Raw genomic sequence first — 17324 nt, forward strand, 5'->3', positions numbered from 1 at the left:
CAGGAACCCGTGTTTCCACGGGTTCTTGTGGCCAGGACTTTCAGACTAAACCAGAGCACGCGGCATTGTATTCAGCGCGAAATTGAGGATCTTTTCGCCATCAAATGTAGCGTAGGGCAAGCTTTCAATAACAGCAATTTCTTGAGGTAAATGCAACGCAGCAATAAATTCGGCAATTTTATACTGAATATGTGGCGCGATCAGAACGCCATCAAAGGCGGGGGCGATGCTAAAGAAGTTTTCAACCCCAACGGCGCTGATTAAGAGATCGCATTGTCGGTCATCAGCTATTTTTTGCATCCTTCGGGCAATAATACCTGCCGTTTCGCCGAACAGACAGCAGATTAGTAGTTTTTTCACGTTTTAACCCTCGGTGAGTAACCGTAGCTACCTTATTCCTCTCTGATTATCGAAAATGCGCGCTGCATCAATTTTTCACGGCAATTTATGCAGATATTTCTTGTGTCTGAGAGCATCACAGATACGTCAATCGACGGCCTCTGTGACGCTGTGAATGGCAGGAGGTTAACGCGCAGACTACTTTAATTTCCGTGAAATTACGAAGCGATCGCCAACTCGCGTAAGCTTTGCTCCATGTGTACAGTATTCAATAGCAAAATTGAAGAACTCATCGGAGTCGAGCTCGAAATCCAGTTCTATTTTAACGGTATCGTCGGACTGCAGTAGCTGCTTTGCCTGTTCCAGATTGCTGGCTTTTAACATGGCCATCTCTTCACCTCGTTTTAGCGCTGGTGGGATCCGGGGTTTAGCTTACAGCCTTTATTTTACGTTACCGTGACATGACTATTGCCTGAACTTCTGCCGTTTGCCCACGGAAATCATCGCTATGGCTGAGCCGATAGCGATGGTATTAAGTACATTCTCAATCAACGTTATTGAAGTAGTCCCGCGCCGCCGCCTCAACGTTCTTTGCATCAATGCCCGTTTTCTCGGTGATAGAAGCAACAAACGGCTTGAACTTCTCCGTCATCACATGGCCGCCATCCCAGTGGGCAACATAAAAGCGGCACTGATAACGATAAAAGTGGAGAGTCTTATCTCCTAACGTGTAATACATATGAATCTCCAGTTCAGTATGTCGGGTGGACAACAGCAGGTTATGTGCAAAGAGCGCATCTACGGATTCTATCCTCCTCCCAAATTGAGGAAATTTCCAGCGCGCAGTGCAAAACCATCTGGATTACGTAGGTCCGGAAGTGGCCTGCCTGCGACAGTCATGGTCTCAGGCAGAATTTTACGTCTTTTTATGTTTTCGCCTCAATGTTTGCCGGGCGGCTTGATAAACTCGGCTGAAAAATTAATACTGTATATAAATACAGTATTGGTGTGAGAGGATTATTATGATGTTCAGTAAACCGGCTGAAATGCGTGAAATCTTGTCGATTCCGATGTTTAGCGACCTTGTGTCGTGCGGCTTTCCCAGCCCGGCGCAGGATTACATCGAGAAGGGGATAGACCTCAATGAGCTTTGTATCAGCCATCCTGCGGCAACCTATTTTGTTATGGCGACCGGCATGTCGATGGTAGATGCCGGCATTTATGAAGGTACGTTGCTGGTGGTGGATCGCGGCCTGAAGGCGAAGCATGGTGATATCATCATTGCCGCTATCGGCGGCGAATACACGGTTAAACGCCTGTGTACGCACCCTACGATGCAACTGCTGCCGATGAATCCGGATTTTCCGCCGATTGTGCTGCACAACGACGGTGAAGAGCTGGAGATTTTTGGCGTAGTCACTTTCAGCATCAACAGGCTGCGCTGATGTTTGCTCTGGTCGATGTGAATTCATTTTATGCCAGCTGTGAAATGGTCTTTCGTCCTGATTTACGTGGGCGCCCCGTGGTGGTGTTAAGCAATAACGACGGCTGCGTAATCGCGAGGAATCACGAGGCTAAACTGCTGGAGATCCCGATGGGCGCGCCGTATTTCAAAATGAAATCACAGTTTGAGCGTCATCAGGTGGCGGTATTTAGCAGCAACTATGCGCTTTATGGCGATATGTCCCAGCGCGTTATGACCCTTCTTGAGGAGCTGTCTCCCGCGGTGTATCAATATTCCATTGATGAAGCGTTTGTGAATCTCAGCGGCATCCATCGCACTGAGGAGCTTGAAGCATTCGGGCGCCACGTGCGAAGTACGCTGCTGCAGTGTACAGGATTGACGGTCGGGGTCGGGATCGGGCCGACGAAAACGCTGGCCAAGCTGGCTAATTATGCGGCCAAAAGATGGCCAAAATTCGAGGGTGTTGTCGATCTCTCTTTACAAGCCAGGCAGAGGAAACTGTTGGCGAAGGTTGCCGTCGGCGAAATCTGGGGGGGGGGCGGCGCATGGCGAAAAAGCTGAATGATATGGGAATTACCACGGCCCTTGAACTTGCCGAAATGCCCGCTTCCCTCATCAGAAAACATTTCAGCGTGGTGATGGAACGCACCGTGCGTGAGCTACGAGGTGAGTCCTGCCTTGAACTTGAAGAGTATATGCCCACGAAACAGCAAATCATTAGTTCGCGTTCATTCAGTCAGAAGGTAAGCGAATATGGGCCGATGCGCGAAGCCATATGCAGCCATGCGGTACGCGCGGCGGAAAGGCTGCGCGCGCAGCATCAGTATTGCCGCTATGTTTCGGTATTCCTGAAAACCAGTCCTTTCGCCGGCAATGACGTCTATTACGGTAACGATGCCGGGACAGAAATTCACATTCCGACTCAGGATAGCCGGGATATCGTCGCCGCGGCGGTAAAATGCCTGGAGACTATCTGGCGGGAGGGACACCGATATCAAAAGTGCGGTGTGATGCTGGGTGATTTCTTTAGCCGGGGCGTGGCCCAGTTAGGCCTGTTTGATGACTATCGCCCGCGCGCCAACAGCGAACAGCTGATGGAGGTGCTTGATTTTGTGAATCGGCGTGAAAAAGGTCGGCTCTGGTTTGCCGGGCAGGGGATTACGCGTAGCTGGGAGATGAAACGGCACAGGCTGTCTCCAGCCTACACCACCCGGTTCAGCGACCTGCTGCGGGTCAAACTGTAAGCCAGTATGAACGGGCGCTTTATTCGCTGCCGCACGCTGTCGCCAACAAGCCCTCTCGGATACCCCGGTCAGCGTAACGCCGGAAGCCAGCGAAGAGAACTTTCCCGGAACCGATGCAGGCGCACCGACCCGGGAATCCGCCATCAGACAGCTAGCGCAGCGCTTACTTCAGACCCGCCAGTTCCTCTGCGGTCAGCGCTAAGGTTTGCGTCGTTCCGCTCTCGGCCGATTTTACCGCGGCTTCCAGCACAGCCATTACCGCCAGCGCCTCTAACGGCGATACCGGATTGTTGATTTTGCCGGTCAGCGCATCGCGGACGTGAATATAGTACTGGCGCTGATCCCCTTGCGGGGCGCTGATTTCACGTGACTGCAGGTCTGCATCGTACAGGACCAGACTATCGTCGTCTTGGCCCCACTCCTGGCTCCCCGGCGTCACCCCCGCCAGCAGCTGGCTCTCCTGCCGATCAGCGCGCTGTTTAACGACGCTGCCTTTATCGCCATGAACGGTAAAGCGCGCCACCCCACCTGCCACCAGCATGCTGCAGTGCAGAACGACTTTATGTTGCGGATAGTTGAGGACCACATGCGCCCAGTCGTTGATTTCCGCGCCTTCACGCAGGGTAGCGATATTTCCCTGGACCGACTGAGGCAGACCGAATAGCTGTAGCGTCTGGTCGATCAGGTGCGGACCTAAATCAAACCACAGGCCGCTTCCCGGTACGTTCTGCTCCCGCCAGCGGACACGTACTTCCGGGCGGAATCGGTCGAAATGGGACTCAAAATGTTTCACTTTGCCGATAAGCCCTTGTTCGATAACCTGCTTCACTCCCAGATAGTCGCTATCCCAGCGACGGTTATGGAACACCGACAGCACCCGCTGTTTTTCCTCCGCCAGCGCAATCAGTTCGCGGGCCTCCTGCATATCCAGGGTAAACGGTTTATCGACGACGACATGTTTACCGGAATTTAAAGCCAGACGGGCAAGGGGAGCGTGCGTCGCGTTAGGCGAGGCGATGACGACCAGATCGACTTCCGGATGCTGAATCGCCGCTTCAGGCGATGCGATGACGGTGACGTCCGGCAGGTCGCGTTTGACTTTCTCTTCATCGCGCGAGGCGACAATCGCCAGATTCAGGCCTTCGACGGACTGAATCAGCGGCGCATGGAAAGTCTTGCCGACGAAGCCGTAGCCAATCAGGGCAATATTAATAGTCTTAGCGTTACTCATAAGCATCTCCGCGTTATTTAGTCTCAGCGATATTAAGTTGTGTTGAGCCGTTGTCCTGCAATTCTTTCCATGGCCGGTCGAGAAAGAGCTGATGGATGTCGGCGAGCCCGGCAACCAGCCAGGGCTCGCAGTGATTCAGTTTCAGATGATCGGCGACCAGCCAGTGTTCTGCGCTGGCCGCCAGCATGGCGCGCTTGACTTCAGCATCCGCTTCCTGACTGGCGCTAAGGCCGAGGTCGGCGTGGAGTGCGCAGGCGCCGAGGATCGCGATATCCGCCCGATAGCGTTCCAGCAGAGATACCGTCGCGTTTCCGGCAAACAGGCGCTGCTGTCGGTCCCATTTTCCACCCAGTAAAATCAGCTCAATATCCGCGCGATCGCTGAAGTGTTGTGCAATATCCAATGAGGTGGTGATGATCGTCATCGGGCCCTGTATCCAGGCGGCGACGGCCAGCACGGTGCTACCCGCATCAAGAAACAGCGTCGATCCGCCGGGGATCTTCTCCGCCACCATTTTCCCGATCCGCTGCTTGGTATCCGCCAGCAGCGTATTGCGGTTCTGGCGATTCATTATCGAGAGATTAAGCGCGATAGCGCCGCCGTGGTTTTTCTGGGCAAGCCCCTGTTTTTCAAGGTCGCTAAGATCGCGGCGCAGCGTATCCGCAGATACCTGCAGTTTATCAACCAGTTCGCTGATGGTGACCTGGCCTTTTTCACTAAGGATATCAATGAGGTATTTTTGTCTGGCCGTTTTATGCACTATTATGACCCCGCAAAATGCTGCAATAACTCGCATAATACAGCATTTTGCGCAAAAAGAAATCGGCAGCATCGGCGGTCTGGCGCTAACGATGCAGCTGCCGCGTTTTGTCCCGGCGAATAATAATCCTTCGCGTAGTCCAGATCGGGCTGAGTAACGGCTGCGGTATTTAAAATCGGGTAGGTAGGTGGTGTATGGCCAGGAGTTTGCCATTTTCCAGCTGGATATAGTGACCTTTTTTTAATTCGGCGAGCATTTTCATAATACTGCTGCGTGATAACCGAGTACGGTCAAGAATATACTGATAGGCGGCTGTACTGGCGCGGATTTCGTCGGGTTCCTGAATCAGCATCAGCAACTGATAACGCAAAATATCAAAGCTGGTGGGCGCCGTCAGCATCTCGTTATAAATGAAAATTTTATTTGTCACAAACATAACGTGTTTAGCAACCAGGTCCCAAATCTGCTTTTCTTCGACTATCGCCATCACCTGTTCATAGGGAAGCGTAGCGATTTCAGATTCAGCCATCGTACGCAAATGAAGGTGTTCCGACAGTGGAACGGTAAAACCCAACGCCAGCGGGGCGGAAAGAATGCCGAGGGAGAAGGCATCTTCATTGCGCACGATCAGCACACTGCCTTTACGCACGAAGTGGCATAAAGGTTGCGATCCACGGCGGAAAAAAAGTTTGCTGCTTTTTTTCCATAGGCGGTAATCCTCATCGTGGGTTATCGCGGCAAGCAGAGGCGTCAGATGAGGTGACGGTACTTTGATATCGATATGACGATCGCGCGCAGCCATAGAACATTCTGTTTAATCTGCCATGACATTAAATCTAGCAGAAGATAGTCGTTGGGCAACAGGACACAAGTTTGGCGTAACTTTCAGTATTTCAACGGGATTCCCTGTTTGATCTGCAACAAAATCCCGCGTTCGGTGGTGATATAACTGCCTTTTTTTAGTTCGGCAAGGATTTTCATAATGCTGCTGCGAGAGAGAAATGTCCGCGACTGGATATAGTTTGCCGCAGTAATGCTCTGCCGAATCTCAGCGGACTCCTGCATCAGCTCATATAATTGTGAACGGATAATCGCGTATGAGCTTGGTGCGGAAATGCGGGTACAGTGATCGTAAACGCGTCCGGCAGTATAAATAAGTAAATGCGCGAGGCTTTCCCACAGGTCTTTTTCGGCAATAATGGTATTGGCGGTAAATAAAGACAGGCTGGCGATACGAGAAGGCTCCATCGTTTGCATATAAAGATAGTCGGCTGCGGCCAGCTGATTGCTTAGGCCAAAAACGTAAGGCGCGGACTCTGAGTTCATCATAAAACCATCCCGGGTGCGAAAAAGCGCAATACTGCCGGAGAGCAGTAAGTAACATTTACGAGAACTATCATTCTCGTAGTTAATTTTTTGTCTGGGATGTGTTTCAAATATGTTAGACCCGGGCTTGAGGTGAGTAATAAGATTTTCAATATGCGACGTTGGTTTGAAAGATAAAGCCCCATACATACTTGTTTTCACTGTGTTTATACTATCAGACACGTTTTTATATCTCCAAAAGAATAGCCTGGCATCAATGTGCTGATTCAACTGAGAGTGAAATTATGAGCCAACCGCTAGCGGAGAGTGAATATCTCAGGCGGTGTAAAATTACACCGAAAAATCACTTGAGATAATGGGTGGGTTTATATCAAAATTTAAATCAGGAGCAATGAGGTTGGTTTTTTAATATCACTATTTGTACAGGGCAATATCGCCTGAATGCAGATTTTAATACAAGTATGTTCTTGTGCATTGCCTCCGGCAGGATAATTTATTGTCTAAACAAATGATGAAGCAATGGAACGTCTGCGAAATGATGACGGGCGAATTTGATGCCATGTTTTTATCCGCGGAACGAGAGTAAATTAATTAAGGAGTATCAAAATGAATAATAAAATAATCATGGCGACATTTGCTATCAGCGCCGCTCTGTCGGCGGCAGGCGCTCACGCTGCTGATGGCACCATTAACTTTACCGGTGAAATTCTTGACCAGGCCTGCACCGTAGATATCGGCAGTAATAATACGATGACGGTCGATTTGGGCCGCGTGGCGCGCACCTCATTCCAGAGCACAGGAGATGAGTCTGACGCAACTAAATTCACGATTAAGCTGATTAACTGCCCGGCGAGCGTTAACTCAGCGAAGGTGAAATTTGATGGTGCCAATGATTTAAACAATAGCGATCTTTTAGCTATTACCCAGGGGCCGGCTGCGGCAAGCGGCGTCGCCATTAAGCTGATGACGGCGGATAAAAGTTTGCAAGGGCTAAATCAGGTCAATAGCTATAGCTACCCGTTGGTCACCACGGCTGATAACAATCTTGATTTTTATGCCTCTTATCAGGCGACTCAGGCAGTTGTTACTGCCGGTCCGGCAAATGCGGTTGCCAACTTTACCGTTAACTACAACTAATTTTTGAACGTTAATCAGGGCCACTGCTCGGCCCTGATTATCGCTGGAGTGTGCAATGAAGTTTTTTACCGCAATGGCGACGATGGCGCTTTTAACCCTTACTTCAACATCTTACGCGGGGGTGATTATCGGCGGGACGCGGGTGATCTATGCGGGTGATAAAAAAGAGGCTTCATTGAGCGTGACCAATCCTGACGGCCTGGCTTATCTCATCCAGTCCTGGGTCGAACCTTCAATACCGGGTGGGAATAAAGCCCCTTTTATTATTACGCCGCCGCTTTATCGGCTGGATAAAAATCAGCAGAACGTGATGCGTATTATTCTGGCCGGACAGTTATCTCAAGATCGCGAATCAATGTACTGGCTAAACATTAAATCTATTCCGTCGGTGACGCCTCGGGATAATACTTTACAGGTGGCCGTAAAAACACGAATAAAGCTGATTTATCGTCCCGCGGCGCTGAAACAAAGTAGTCCTGAAGAACAGGCGGATAAACTCAGATGGCAGCGAACGGGCGATCGACTTCAGGTCACCAATCCCACTCCGTACTATATGAATTTTAATGAAATAAAAGTAGGAACAGTAAAGATAGACGATGTGACATTCGTCGCGCCAGGTGCAACCCGTTCATACGCTATTCCCTCAGGCGGAACCTCTACGCCAGTTGCATTTAAGCTCATTAATGACTATGGCGGAATTGGGGTAATACATAACGTCATGCCGTAAACAAAGGATTAAGGCGATAGCGACAGAATAACAATAAAAACTATCGTAATGGAGTGAATGCTTATGAAAGCACAAAAGCGAAAGCCGGAGCATTATCCAGCATACCTGGTGGTTGGCGTCACGCTGTTATTCTCCGTTATGGGAAATGACGCGCAGGGCCGTGATTTTTTTAACCCGGCGCTGCTTGAAATTGATAACCCCGAAAAGAAAGGGGCCGACCTTTCAGCTTTTGAAAACGGCGCTCAGGCACCGGGTACTTATCATGTCGATGTGATTATAAATGACAAGGTGGTTGATGCGCGGGATATCGTCTTTTATGCCGTTGAGCGCCAGGGCGGAGTGCCAGAACTAAAACCTTGCCTGACGGTGGACCTGCTACAGAGCTATGGGGTGAAAACGGCGCAATTTGCCGCCTTATCCGGCACCGGGAAATGTGCGGATCTCTCCGCTATCCCGCAGGCAACGTCCGAATTTCTGTTTAGCACGCAAAAATTGCGATTAAGTATTCCGCAAGCTGCGCTTTCACCGGTAGCACGAGGTTATGTCCCCCCGGAACGTTGGGACGAAGGTATTAACGCTGTCATGCTGAACTATATGCTTAGCGGAGCCAACGATTGGGGGCGCCATCAGGACGAAAAGAGCAGCAGTCAATATGCCAACCTGCGTCCGGGCATAAATTTGGGACCGTGGCGGCTGCGTCACTACTCCACCTGGAATCGTGATAGCCAGGGGGAAGAGAAGTGGGAGACGATTTACAGCTACGCGCAGCGCAATATTATTGCGTTAAAAGCTCAGCTGACGCTGGGCGACAGTACGGCGCCAGCGGATATTTTCGATAGTATGCCTTTTCGCGGCGGCCAGCTTGCGTCTGATGATGACATGCTGCCGGAGTCGATGCGCGGCTATGCCCCGGTGGTTCGCGGGATAGCAAGATCGCATGCGCAGATCGTTATTCGCCAGAATGGTTATGTTATATACCAGGACTACGTAGCTCCCGGCGCATTTGAAATTAATGATATGTATCCCACCGGCGGTTCCGGGGATCTGAACGTGATCATTAAAGAAGCCGATGGCAGCGAGCAAAATTTTATTGTTCCCTATGCTTCGTTACCGATTCTGCAACGCGAAGGACGATTAAAATATGCCCTGACGGCCGGCCAGTACCGCTCCTGGGACCGCCGCGTCGATAAAACTCCCTTTGGCCAGATGACGGGTATTTTGGGGGCAGGCGGTGGGTTCACGCTATATGGCGGCTTTCAGGAATCAGCCAAATATCAGTCAATTGCCGGCGGCTTAGGAAGAAACCTCGGCGATATCGGCGCGCTCTCCAGCGATGTGACGCAGGCCTGGTCGCATCCTCAGGGGGAGAAGAAACAGGCCGGACAATCGTGGCGCATACGCTACAGCAAAAATATGCTCGCCACCGGCACCAATTTCGCTATTGCGGGATATCGCTACTCTACCGGCGGTTACTACGCTATGCAGGAAACGCTGGACTCGTGGGGGAGTCCCGGCGCGGTGAACGAACATCGGCGCAACAGAATGGAGATGACGCTGAGTCAGGCGCTGGGTGAGCGCGCAGGGTCATTAATGATGAGTGCGATCCGTGAAGATTACTGGCATGCCAGTCGCTCAGCCTCATCGCTGAGCGCCGGTTATAACAACGCCTGGCAAGGGATTAGCTACGGCATTAACTGGACGCGAAGTCAAAATGGCGGAGCATCGGGTGGACAAAACCGCAGTACAGGGAGCGCCGAACAGCTTATTTCACTGAATATCAGCGTTCCGTTGCCGCGTCTGGCCAGCAATACCTGGGCAAATTATGCCCTGAATAGCAGCAAGAGCGGCGGTGCGACCCATTCCGTCGGAATAAACGGCATTGCCCTGGAAGGCAATTCGCTGAACTGGAGCGTTCAGCAGGGGTATGGTTCCGGAGGCGACGGATACAGCGGCAGCGCGAATGCAGATTATCGAGGCACCTATGGTGAACTGACGAGCGGCTACAGTTATGACAGAAATAGCGAGCGGCTGAGCTATGGCCTGGCGGGCGGGGTTCTGGCGCATGCCGACGGCATCACGTTCTCGCAACCGTTGGGTGAAACGAATGTGCTGGTAAAAGCTCCTGGCGCCTCCGGCGTCGACATTAATAATCAGAATGGCGCGAAGACCGATTTTCGCGGCTATACCGTAACGAATAATGTATCACCCTATCGTAAAAACGATATTGGCCTGAATACGACGACCTTACCGGAGAATGTCGATTTGGCGATTACCAATAAAACGGTTATTCCGACGCGGGGAGCGGTGGTCCGCGCCGATTATATTGCTAATGTGGGTTTGCGGGCGCTGTTAACGCTAAAACAGAATAATCAACAGCCGGTGCCATTTGGCGCGCTGGTTAATCTGATGGGTAATGAAGGGCGCAGCGCTATCGTCGATGAGGCAGGTCAGGTCTATTTAACCGGCATGCCGCCGCAGGGAACCTTAGACGTTGCCTGGGGCCAGAAAAACTCGCAGCGCTGTCAGGTGGATTATTCTCTGGCTGCAGATAATAGCATTAGCGGAATTAGCATGGCGCAGTTTACCTGTCGCTAGCGTTATTTTTTCAAGCACAAGAGTACTTCTATGAGAAAGTTTATATCTCTCATTATTTTAATGTTGAGTTTAACGGCTGGCTGCTGTTCCGCGGTGACCTGTGAGGTATTACTGGCGCAGATCAATACCGTTGGTTTTGGTACGGTGAATGTTCAACGCGATATCCCGGTAGGGGCGACTATCGCTTCTACCGTCTCCCCGGGCTATGCGCAAGCTGCCATTACTTCGGATAATGGAGAGTCTTGCCCCGGAAATTATTCCATGGTGTATTTGTCGGGTATTGAATCGCCAGTCAGCGGCGTTTATCAAACCAACCTTGAAGGGGTAGGGATCAAAGTAAATGGCATGCCCGGAGATTTTAGCTTACCTCCGGTAACCCCAAACTACATTTTTTACCTGGGATATTATACGGTGTCGCTGGTGAAAACCGGAAATATCACCTCCGGACAATTAACGCCAGGGTTAATTGCTCAGGCGTGGTTTGGTTCTCCTGGCAATTATTTTACCAAAATCTCCCTGGACGCCAGTTCACAGGTAAATGTGCTTAGCTGCTCTATTTCGAGCCAGGTATTGAGTTTTGATCTCGGCAGCGTAAGCGCGGCCGAGTTTGGGTCTGCTGCGGGTTTTTCGCCTCCGCACACGGACACGCAGAATTTGGGACTTAATTGCAACGCCGGAGCAAATATCCATATACAACTCCAGGGGACGCAGAATCCGGACGCCAGCGGCGACCGCAGCGTGCTGGCGTTAACCGGCCAGGGCAGCGAGACCGTTGCGGATGGCGTTGGCGTTCAGCTGCTTTATAACAATGCGCCAGTGCAGCTGAATAATCGCCTGATGCTAAAGCAATCCTCGGGCGGCCTGGAAAGTTTGCCGATTACGGCTCGTTATTATCAGACCAAGCCGGTGGTTAAAGCCGGCGAAGCTAACGCGACCGCAACTCTGGATATGACTTATCAATAGGAGAGGCAATGATCGCCAAATTACATGATTTATGTCTGGTTCTGGTATTGTTTTCCGCTCCGCTACTGGCCGGCGATGTGGTTTCGTTGAATATCAAGGGTAAAATAGTTGCCGCCCCCTGCCAGATCAGCAGCGATAGTGTTGCAAGAACAATTTCCTTGACCGATTCGCAGGGTATCCGGGCGTCTTCTCTCTATACGCCTGGCTCCGCGACGGAGTGGGTACCCTTTGATTTTAATATTGAACGCTGTCCCGCGGGAACGACAACGGCCACGATGCAGTTTTCCGGTAATGCTGATAACGCTGGCCCGGACGATCTTTATCAGAATAGCGGTAGCGCAGGCAATATTGCCATACAGCTACAAACGGCAGAAGGGCAGCCTTTAGGTAAGGATAAAACGGTAAGCGGGACGATTGTGAATAATCAATATCGCTACCGCCTGCGCGCGCGGGCATTCAGCCCGCGAGGTGGTGTTACGCCCGGTACGATTAATGCAGTTGTCACCGTGACCTTTACCTGGCAATAAAAGGAAGTACCATGCTTTTCTGTACGCTATTTTGTAAATCGGCGATCGCCGTAATTTTGCTGGCGACTATCGTCTGGCTGATGCTTGATATACTATCACCGGGTATCCAGGGGCTATCGTGACCATGCTGAATGTCATTTATAAAAATGATAATAATTTTTTTAAATTAGGTTTTAACGCTCTGCTGGAGAGTTTATTCCCTGCGGCTATGTTTAGCTCGTTGGCAGTGAATAAAATATATAAGGGGAAAGATACCGCAACCGATATTATGGTGCTGAGTTTATGCCGCGGGGAGGAGTACATTTGTCATCCCGAGTTACAGCATCGCCGGGGAGGCATCCTTATTGGCCTGGTAGGTAAGCAGTTCCGCTGGCGCGGAGGGATCTTGCCCTCATGCCTGAAGGAGATGATATTTATTCAGCAGGATGAGAAAATTTACCGGATGATTGCGCAAATTAAGCGGGCCCGGATGCAGGAGGCGACTCCCTCGATGAATCAATCCGATATTCGCTGTCATGATTGTCGTCATCGCAAGCTCTCAAGACAGCAGGAAAAAGTGGCCGCAGCACTACTGGCGGGGCTTTCGGTCAGAGAGATTGCCGGCAAGCTGGCGCTGAGCGAAAAAACGGTTTTCTCCCATAAGCGCATCATCATGTCAAAATTCAAGTTACGCCATGATGTCGACCTCGTGCTGCTGTTAAATTATTTGCGCAGAAGCTCAGCGGGCCATAATGACTAACTTGCAAAAAGCTATTTCTCATCTATGTTTATTCTGCTTGTAACAATGGAGGATAAAAGCATGTGTACCCATTTGCATGATAACGCGCGTCAATACGCCGAAGAGAAAAAATGAACGACTCCCGTTAACCTGTCTTGCCGCCGGCATACGTTCTGGCGACGGACGATCGCGCAGGTTAACCGCTGTATCGCAAAGTTTATCCACGACCCGCCGCCGGCGGGTTCTTCGTTTTTGCGTCCCCACTTTTCGCCAGTGAATTCAGCAGGATGGGCTTATTAACTCTTGCGTAACCGTCGCGTAAGGCTAGACTACGAAAATGTGCATGAGTTAACGGAGGTCCAGTGGACGCCATAAAAGGATCGGAACTGAACGTGCCGGATGCCGTTTTTGCATGGGTGTTCGACGGGCAGGGCGGCGTAAAGCCGCTGGTCGACAGCGATACCATTGATAAAGAGCATCCTTGTTGGCTGCATCTCAATTATACCCATGTAGATAGCGCGGAATGGCTGGCATCGACGCCGCTGCTGCCTAATAACGTACGCGATGCGCTGGGTGGGGAGAGCACTCGTCCCAGAGTGACGAGGATTGGCGATGGGGCATTAATTACGCTGCGCTGTATTAACGGCAGCACCGATGAGCGCCCGGACCAATTGGTTGCGATGCGTCTCTATATGGACGAGCGGTTAATTGTTTCTACCCGGCAGCGCAAAGTGCTGGCGCTGGACGATGTGCTCGGCGATTTGCGTGAGGGCAACGGGCCGGTTGACGGCGGCGGCTGGCTGGTGGAAGTCTGCGATGCGCTGACCGATCACGCCAGCGAATTTATTGAGCAGCTCCATGACCGGATTATCGATCTGGAAGATGATTTACTCGATCAGCAGGTGCCGCCGCGCGGCTTTCTGGCGCTGTTGCGTAAACAGCTTATCGTCATGCGCCGTTATATGGCGCCGCAGCGTGATGTCTATGCAAGGCTGGCCAGCGAGCGGCTGCCGTGGATGACCGATGACCATCGGCGGCGGATGCAGGATATTGCTGAGCGTCTTGGCCGCGGTCTGGATGAAATTGATAGCTGCATCGCCAGAACGGCGATTATGAGCGATGAGATCGCGCAGATTATGCAGGAGTCGTTATCGCGAAGAACCTACACGATGTCGCTCATGGCGATGGTTTTTCTGCCCAGTACCTTTTTAACCGGGCTGTTCGGGGTTAACCTCGGCGGCATTCCCGGCAATAGCTGGCATATGGGTTTTTCTATTTTCTGCATAATGTTAGTCGTTCTCATTGGGGGTGTTACATGGTGGTTGCATCGTAGTAAATGGTTGTAAAGAATCGTCTTTTGTCGCGATGGCGATGATGAAAACCCGGCAATGTTTGAGCGAAATCAATAAACCATCTACCCATTCAGGGCAATATCTCTCTCGCAGGTGAATGCAACGTCAAGCGATGGGCGTTGCGCTCCATATTGTCTTACTTCCTTTTTTGAATTACTGCATAGCACAATTGATTCGTACGACGCCGACTTTAATGAGTCGGCTTTTTTTTGCGCTCTGTTTCCCAGCTTCTACGCTTAATTGGTGTACCCGTCCATCACCGGGAGTCAATATGCGTTATCAACCGCTGAACTCAATACCCATACCGCCGGAACCCAACGATCCTGTGCCGGTCCACGATCCCAAGCCACGTCCGCGCCCGTTGCCCGATCCGCCGCCTGACGATGAGCCGATTAAATTGTCGCATCGGGAGCGGAGATCTGCGAGGATACGCGCCAGCAGATTGTCCGCCCCTCAATGTAATGCGAGAAATTATTGTGACCGCTTTTTCAACTCTGAATGTTTTGCCCGCCGCCCAGCTCACTAATCTGAATGAACTGGGGTATCTTTCGATGACCCCGGTTCAGGCAGCGGCTTTACCCGCGATTCTTGCGGGCAAAGATGTCCGCGTGCAGGCAAAAACCGGCAGCGGTAAAACGGCGGCATTCGGCCTCGGGCTACTCCAGCACGTTGACGCCTCGCTGTTCCAGACCCAGTCTCTGGTGCTGTGTCCGACCCGCGAGCTGGCGGATCAGGTGGCCGGTGAACTGCGTCGCCTGGCGCGTTTCCTGGCGAATATCAAAATATTAACCCTCTGCGGCGGCCAGCCTTTTGGCGCTCAGCGCGACTCGCTGCAGCACGCGCCGCATATTATCGTCGCCACGCCGGGACGCTTGCTCGATCACCTGCAGAAGGGCACCGTGTCGCTGGACGCTCTGCAAACGCTGGTGATGGACGAAGCGGATCGCATGCTGGATATGGGTTTTAGCGATGCCATTGATGACGTGATCCGCTTTGCGCCGGCGTCGCGCCAGACGCTGCTGTTTTCCGCCACCTGGCCGGAAGCAATAGCGGCAATCAGCGGCCGCGTGCAGAATAATCCGCAGACTATTGAAATTGATGCCGTTGATGCGCTACCGGCTATCGAACAGCAGTTTTTTGAAACTTCGCAAAAGGGTAAAATCGCGCTGCTGCAAAAGCTACTAAGCCAGCATCAGCCCGCCTCCTGCGTGGTGTTCTGTAACACCAAAAAGGATTGCCAGGCCGTTTGCGATTCGCTCAACGCCGCCGGGCAGAGCGCGCTATCGCTGCATGGCGATCTTGAACAGCGCGACCGCGACCAGACGCTGGTACGTTTTGCCAACGGGAGCGCGCGCGTGCTGGTGGCGACCGATGTCGCTGCCCGCGGCCTGGATATAAAATCGCTCGAACTGGTGGTGAACTATGAGCTGGCCTGGGACCCGGAGGTACACGTGCATCGCATTGGCCGTACCGCTCGCGCCGGTGAAAGCGGTCTGGCGATTAGCCTCTGCGCGCCGGAAGAGGCGCAGCGTGCGAACATTCTTGCCGAAATGCTGCAAATGAAGCTCAACTGGATGGACGGGCCGATGAATAGCTCGATTACGCCGCTGCAGGCAGAGATGGCCACGCTGTGCATTGACGGCGGTAAAAAGGCTAAAATGCGTCCGGGCGATGTGCTGGGAGCGTTGACCGGTGATATCGGTCTTGATGGTGCTGACATCGGAAAGATCGCCGTTCATCCGGCACATGTCTACGTTGCCCTGCGTCAGAGCGTAGCGCATAAGGCATTCAGGCAGCTTCAAAACGGCAAAATTAAAGGCAAGGCCTGCCGGGTACGTTTGCTGAAATAGACCCGGCAGCGGCGTCTCAGGCGATTGCCTGAGACGCAGGAGGATTATTTCACTTCCACCACGTTCAGACGCAGAGCGTCCAGCTGCGCATCATCTTCTTCCGGTTGCCAGCCGGCCGGCTGCGTCGGGAGCTCTTCGCGATCGAACGCCAGGTCGCCGCCGTCAACGACCGCAGAGCCGTGATGAATGCCTTTGAAGTCGAACAGATTAACGTCGCTGAGATGAGAAGGCACCACGTTCTGCATCGCGCTAAACATGGTTTCGATGCGTCCGGGATAGCGTTTGTCCCAATCGCGCAGCATATCGGCAATCACCTGACGCTGTAGGTTCGGCTGTGAACCGCACAGGTTGCACGGAATAATCGGGAAACCTTTCGCCTGAGAGAAACGTTCAATATCTTTTTCCCGGCAGTAGGCCAGCGGGCGAATAACGATATGTTTACCGTCGTCGCTCATCAGCTTCGGCGGCATCCCTTTCATCTTACCGCCATAGAACATATTCAGAAACAGAGTCTGCAGGATGTCGTCGCGGTGGTGGCCAAGGGCGATTTTGGTGGCGCCCAGCTCAGTCGCGGTGCGGTAAAGAATGCCGCGGCGCAGGCGCGAACAGAGAGAGCAGGTGGTTTTGCCTTCCGGAATTTTTTCTTTAACGATGCCGTAGGTATTTTCTTCAACAATCTTATATTCAACGCCCAACTGCTCAAGGTATTCCGGCAGGATATGTTCCGGGAAGCCCGGCTGTTTTTGGTCGAGGTTCACCGCCACCAGTGAGAAGGATATCGGCGCGCTTTTTTGCAGATTGCGCAAAATCTCCAGCATGGTGTAGCTGTCTTTACCGCCGGAGAGGCAAACCATGATGCGGTCACCTTCTTCAATCATATTAAAATCAGCGATCGCCTCGCCGACGTTACGGCGCAAGCGCTTCTGCAATTTGTCGATATTGTATTTTTCTTTCTTTGTAACTTGCTGATTATCAAGCATTATAAACGTTCTCTGAAACAAAAGGCATGTAAGGGGCAAAGTTAACATTACGGTGCAAGTCTGGCGTCAGGCATTTAAAGCCTATCGCCGTTGATTTCTTCCATCCCTGT

The 17324-nt window shown here is 51.8% G+C and carries 17 protein-coding genes and 2 pseudogenes; 11 read left to right on the forward strand and 8 right to left on the reverse strand.

What is annotated here, in order from left to right; genetic code table 11:
• Positions 1–45: 45 nt before the first annotated feature.
• The 3 genes from K2184_RS26320 to K2184_RS26330 all read right to left on the reverse strand — a co-directional run bounded on the left by K2184_RS26320 (position 46) and on the right by K2184_RS26330 (position 1078).
• The gene (locus K2184_RS26320) at positions 46–360 is read right to left on the reverse strand and encodes a PTS sugar transporter subunit IIB (RefSeq protein WP_004101562.1); all 315 of its coding nucleotides are present in this window, start codon (positions 358–360) and stop codon (positions 46–48) included.
• A gap of 177 nt (positions 361–537) precedes the next feature.
• Entirely contained in the window at positions 538–729 is a 192-nt protein-coding gene (locus tag K2184_RS26325) for a hypothetical protein (RefSeq protein WP_004101564.1), read from the reverse strand.
• Positions 730–883: 154 nt separating this feature from the next.
• Positions 884–1078 carry a hypothetical protein gene (locus K2184_RS26330; protein ID WP_004101565.1) on the reverse strand — a complete coding sequence of 65 codons (195 nt, stop codon included), beginning with the start codon at positions 1076–1078 and terminating at the stop codon, positions 884–886.
• Positions 1079–1361: 283 nt separating this feature from the next.
• Between K2184_RS26330 and umuD the strand changes: the two genes are divergently transcribed.
• Together umuD and umuC are read left to right on the forward strand one after the other, a co-directional pair.
• Positions 1362–1784, forward strand: coding sequence for a translesion error-prone DNA polymerase V autoproteolytic subunit (umuD, locus tag K2184_RS26335; RefSeq protein ID WP_023320844.1), 423 nt, complete (start codon positions 1362–1364; stop codon positions 1782–1784).
• A pseudogene (umuC, locus tag K2184_RS26340) lies at positions 1784–3048 on the forward strand (translesion error-prone DNA polymerase V subunit UmuC). The gene umuD and the pseudogene umuC overlap by 1 nt, the downstream one beginning before the upstream one ends.
• Positions 3049–3211: 163 nt before the next feature.
• Here umuC and K2184_RS26345 read toward each other — a convergent pair.
• The 4 genes from K2184_RS26345 to K2184_RS26360 all read right to left on the reverse strand — a co-directional run bounded on the left by K2184_RS26345 (position 3212) and on the right by K2184_RS26360 (position 6554).
• On the reverse strand, positions 3212–4279 hold the full coding sequence (locus tag K2184_RS26345) for an oxidoreductase (protein ID WP_017146018.1): 1068 nt from the start codon (positions 4277–4279) through the stop codon (positions 3212–3214).
• A gap of 13 nt (positions 4280–4292) precedes the next feature.
• Positions 4293–5039 (reverse strand): DeoR/GlpR family DNA-binding transcription regulator, encoded by a 747-nt coding sequence (locus K2184_RS26350; RefSeq protein WP_017146017.1) that lies wholly within the window; start codon positions 5037–5039, stop codon positions 4293–4295.
• 169 nt (positions 5040–5208) lie between these two features.
• Positions 5209–5841, reverse strand: a complete 633-nt coding sequence (locus K2184_RS26355) for a winged helix-turn-helix transcriptional regulator (protein WP_004101576.1) — start codon at positions 5839–5841, stop codon at positions 5209–5211.
• 83 nt (positions 5842–5924) lie between these two features.
• On the reverse strand, positions 5925–6554 hold the full coding sequence (locus K2184_RS26360) for a winged helix-turn-helix transcriptional regulator (protein WP_032742579.1): 630 nt from the start codon (positions 6552–6554) through the stop codon (positions 5925–5927).
• A 417-nt stretch (positions 6555–6971) separates the two neighbouring features.
• Here K2184_RS26360 and K2184_RS26365 point away from each other — a divergent pair, with 417 nt between their 5' ends.
• The 9 genes and pseudogenes from K2184_RS26365 to dbpA all read left to right on the forward strand — a co-directional run bounded on the left by K2184_RS26365 (position 6972) and on the right by dbpA (position 16234).
• Positions 6972–7502, forward strand: a complete 531-nt coding sequence (locus K2184_RS26365) for a fimbrial protein (RefSeq protein ID WP_004101580.1) — start codon at positions 6972–6974, stop codon at positions 7500–7502.
• Positions 7503–7557: 55 nt separating this feature from the next.
• Positions 7558–8229, forward strand: coding sequence for a fimbrial biogenesis chaperone (locus tag K2184_RS26370; protein WP_049095232.1), 672 nt, complete (start codon positions 7558–7560; stop codon positions 8227–8229).
• Between the two features lie 63 nt (positions 8230–8292).
• Positions 8293–10824: a fimbria/pilus outer membrane usher protein gene (locus K2184_RS26375; RefSeq protein WP_163525761.1), complete on the forward strand. Its 2532-nt coding sequence runs from the start codon at positions 8293–8295 to the stop codon at positions 10822–10824.
• Between the two features lie 30 nt (positions 10825–10854).
• Positions 10855–11787, forward strand: coding sequence for a fimbrial protein (locus K2184_RS26380; protein WP_127074469.1), 933 nt, complete (start codon positions 10855–10857; stop codon positions 11785–11787).
• A gap of 8 nt (positions 11788–11795) precedes the next feature.
• Positions 11796–12314: a fimbrial protein gene (locus K2184_RS26385; protein ID WP_004112585.1), complete on the forward strand. Its 519-nt coding sequence runs from the start codon at positions 11796–11798 to the stop codon at positions 12312–12314.
• Between the two features lie 124 nt (positions 12315–12438).
• Positions 12439–13053 (forward strand): response regulator transcription factor, encoded by a 615-nt coding sequence (locus K2184_RS26390; RefSeq protein WP_032728146.1) that lies wholly within the window; start codon positions 12439–12441, stop codon positions 13051–13053.
• A gap of 341 nt (positions 13054–13394) precedes the next feature.
• On the forward strand, positions 13395–14378 hold the full coding sequence (gene zntB, locus K2184_RS26395) for a zinc transporter ZntB (protein WP_004101596.1): 984 nt from the start codon (positions 13395–13397) through the stop codon (positions 14376–14378).
• A 277-nt stretch (positions 14379–14655) separates the two neighbouring features.
• Positions 14656–14820: pseudogene (ynaL, locus tag K2184_RS26400) on the forward strand (proline-rich small protein YnaL); the annotation flags it as partial.
• Between the two features lie 40 nt (positions 14821–14860).
• Complete coding sequence (dbpA, locus tag K2184_RS26405; protein WP_023320856.1) at positions 14861–16234, forward strand: ATP-dependent RNA helicase DbpA; 1374 nt, start codon at positions 14861–14863, stop codon at positions 16232–16234.
• A 44-nt stretch (positions 16235–16278) separates the two neighbouring features.
• Here dbpA and ttcA read toward each other — a convergent pair whose 3' ends face one another.
• Complete coding sequence (ttcA, locus tag K2184_RS26410) at positions 16279–17214, reverse strand: tRNA 2-thiocytidine(32) synthetase TtcA (protein ID WP_004101599.1); 936 nt, start codon at positions 17212–17214, stop codon at positions 16279–16281.
• Positions 17215–17324 lie beyond the last annotated feature (110 nt).

Source organism: Klebsiella sp. K5-306 (genome assembly GCF_051835185.1).
Lineage (GTDB): Bacteria > Pseudomonadota > Gammaproteobacteria > Enterobacterales > Enterobacteriaceae > Klebsiella > Klebsiella oxytoca.

Bases quoted from the DNA above. Each gene is read 5' to 3' on its own strand.
- umuD (WP_023320844.1), top strand. From the start codon at position 1,362: ATGATGTTCAGTAAACCGGCTGAAATGCGTGAAATCTTGTCGATTCCG.
- ttcA (WP_004101599.1), bottom strand. From the start codon at position 17,214: ATGCTTGATAATCAGCAAGTTACAAAGAAAGAAAAATACAATATCGAC.
- K2184_RS26330 (WP_004101565.1), bottom strand. From the start codon at position 1,078: ATGTATTACACGTTAGGAGATAAGACTCTCCACTTTTATCGTTATCAG.
- K2184_RS26390 (WP_032728146.1), top strand. From the start codon at position 12,439: ATGCTGAATGTCATTTATAAAAATGATAATAATTTTTTTAAATTAGGT.
- K2184_RS26325 (WP_004101564.1), bottom strand. From the start codon at position 729: ATGGCCATGTTAAAAGCCAGCAATCTGGAACAGGCAAAGCAGCTACTG.
- K2184_RS26375 (WP_163525761.1), top strand. From the start codon at position 8,293: ATGAAAGCACAAAAGCGAAAGCCGGAGCATTATCCAGCATACCTGGTG.
- K2184_RS26380 (WP_127074469.1), top strand. From the start codon at position 10,855: ATGAGAAAGTTTATATCTCTCATTATTTTAATGTTGAGTTTAACGGCT.
- K2184_RS26370 (WP_049095232.1), top strand. From the start codon at position 7,558: ATGAAGTTTTTTACCGCAATGGCGACGATGGCGCTTTTAACCCTTACT.
- K2184_RS26355 (WP_004101576.1), bottom strand. From the start codon at position 5,841: ATGGCTGCGCGCGATCGTCATATCGATATCAAAGTACCGTCACCTCAT.
- K2184_RS26385 (WP_004112585.1), top strand. From the start codon at position 11,796: ATGATCGCCAAATTACATGATTTATGTCTGGTTCTGGTATTGTTTTCC.
- K2184_RS26365 (WP_004101580.1), top strand. From the start codon at position 6,972: ATGAATAATAAAATAATCATGGCGACATTTGCTATCAGCGCCGCTCTG.
- K2184_RS26360 (WP_032742579.1), bottom strand. From the start codon at position 6,554: ATGTATGGGGCTTTATCTTTCAAACCAACGTCGCATATTGAAAATCTT.
- K2184_RS26345 (WP_017146018.1), bottom strand. From the start codon at position 4,279: ATGAGTAACGCTAAGACTATTAATATTGCCCTGATTGGCTACGGCTTC.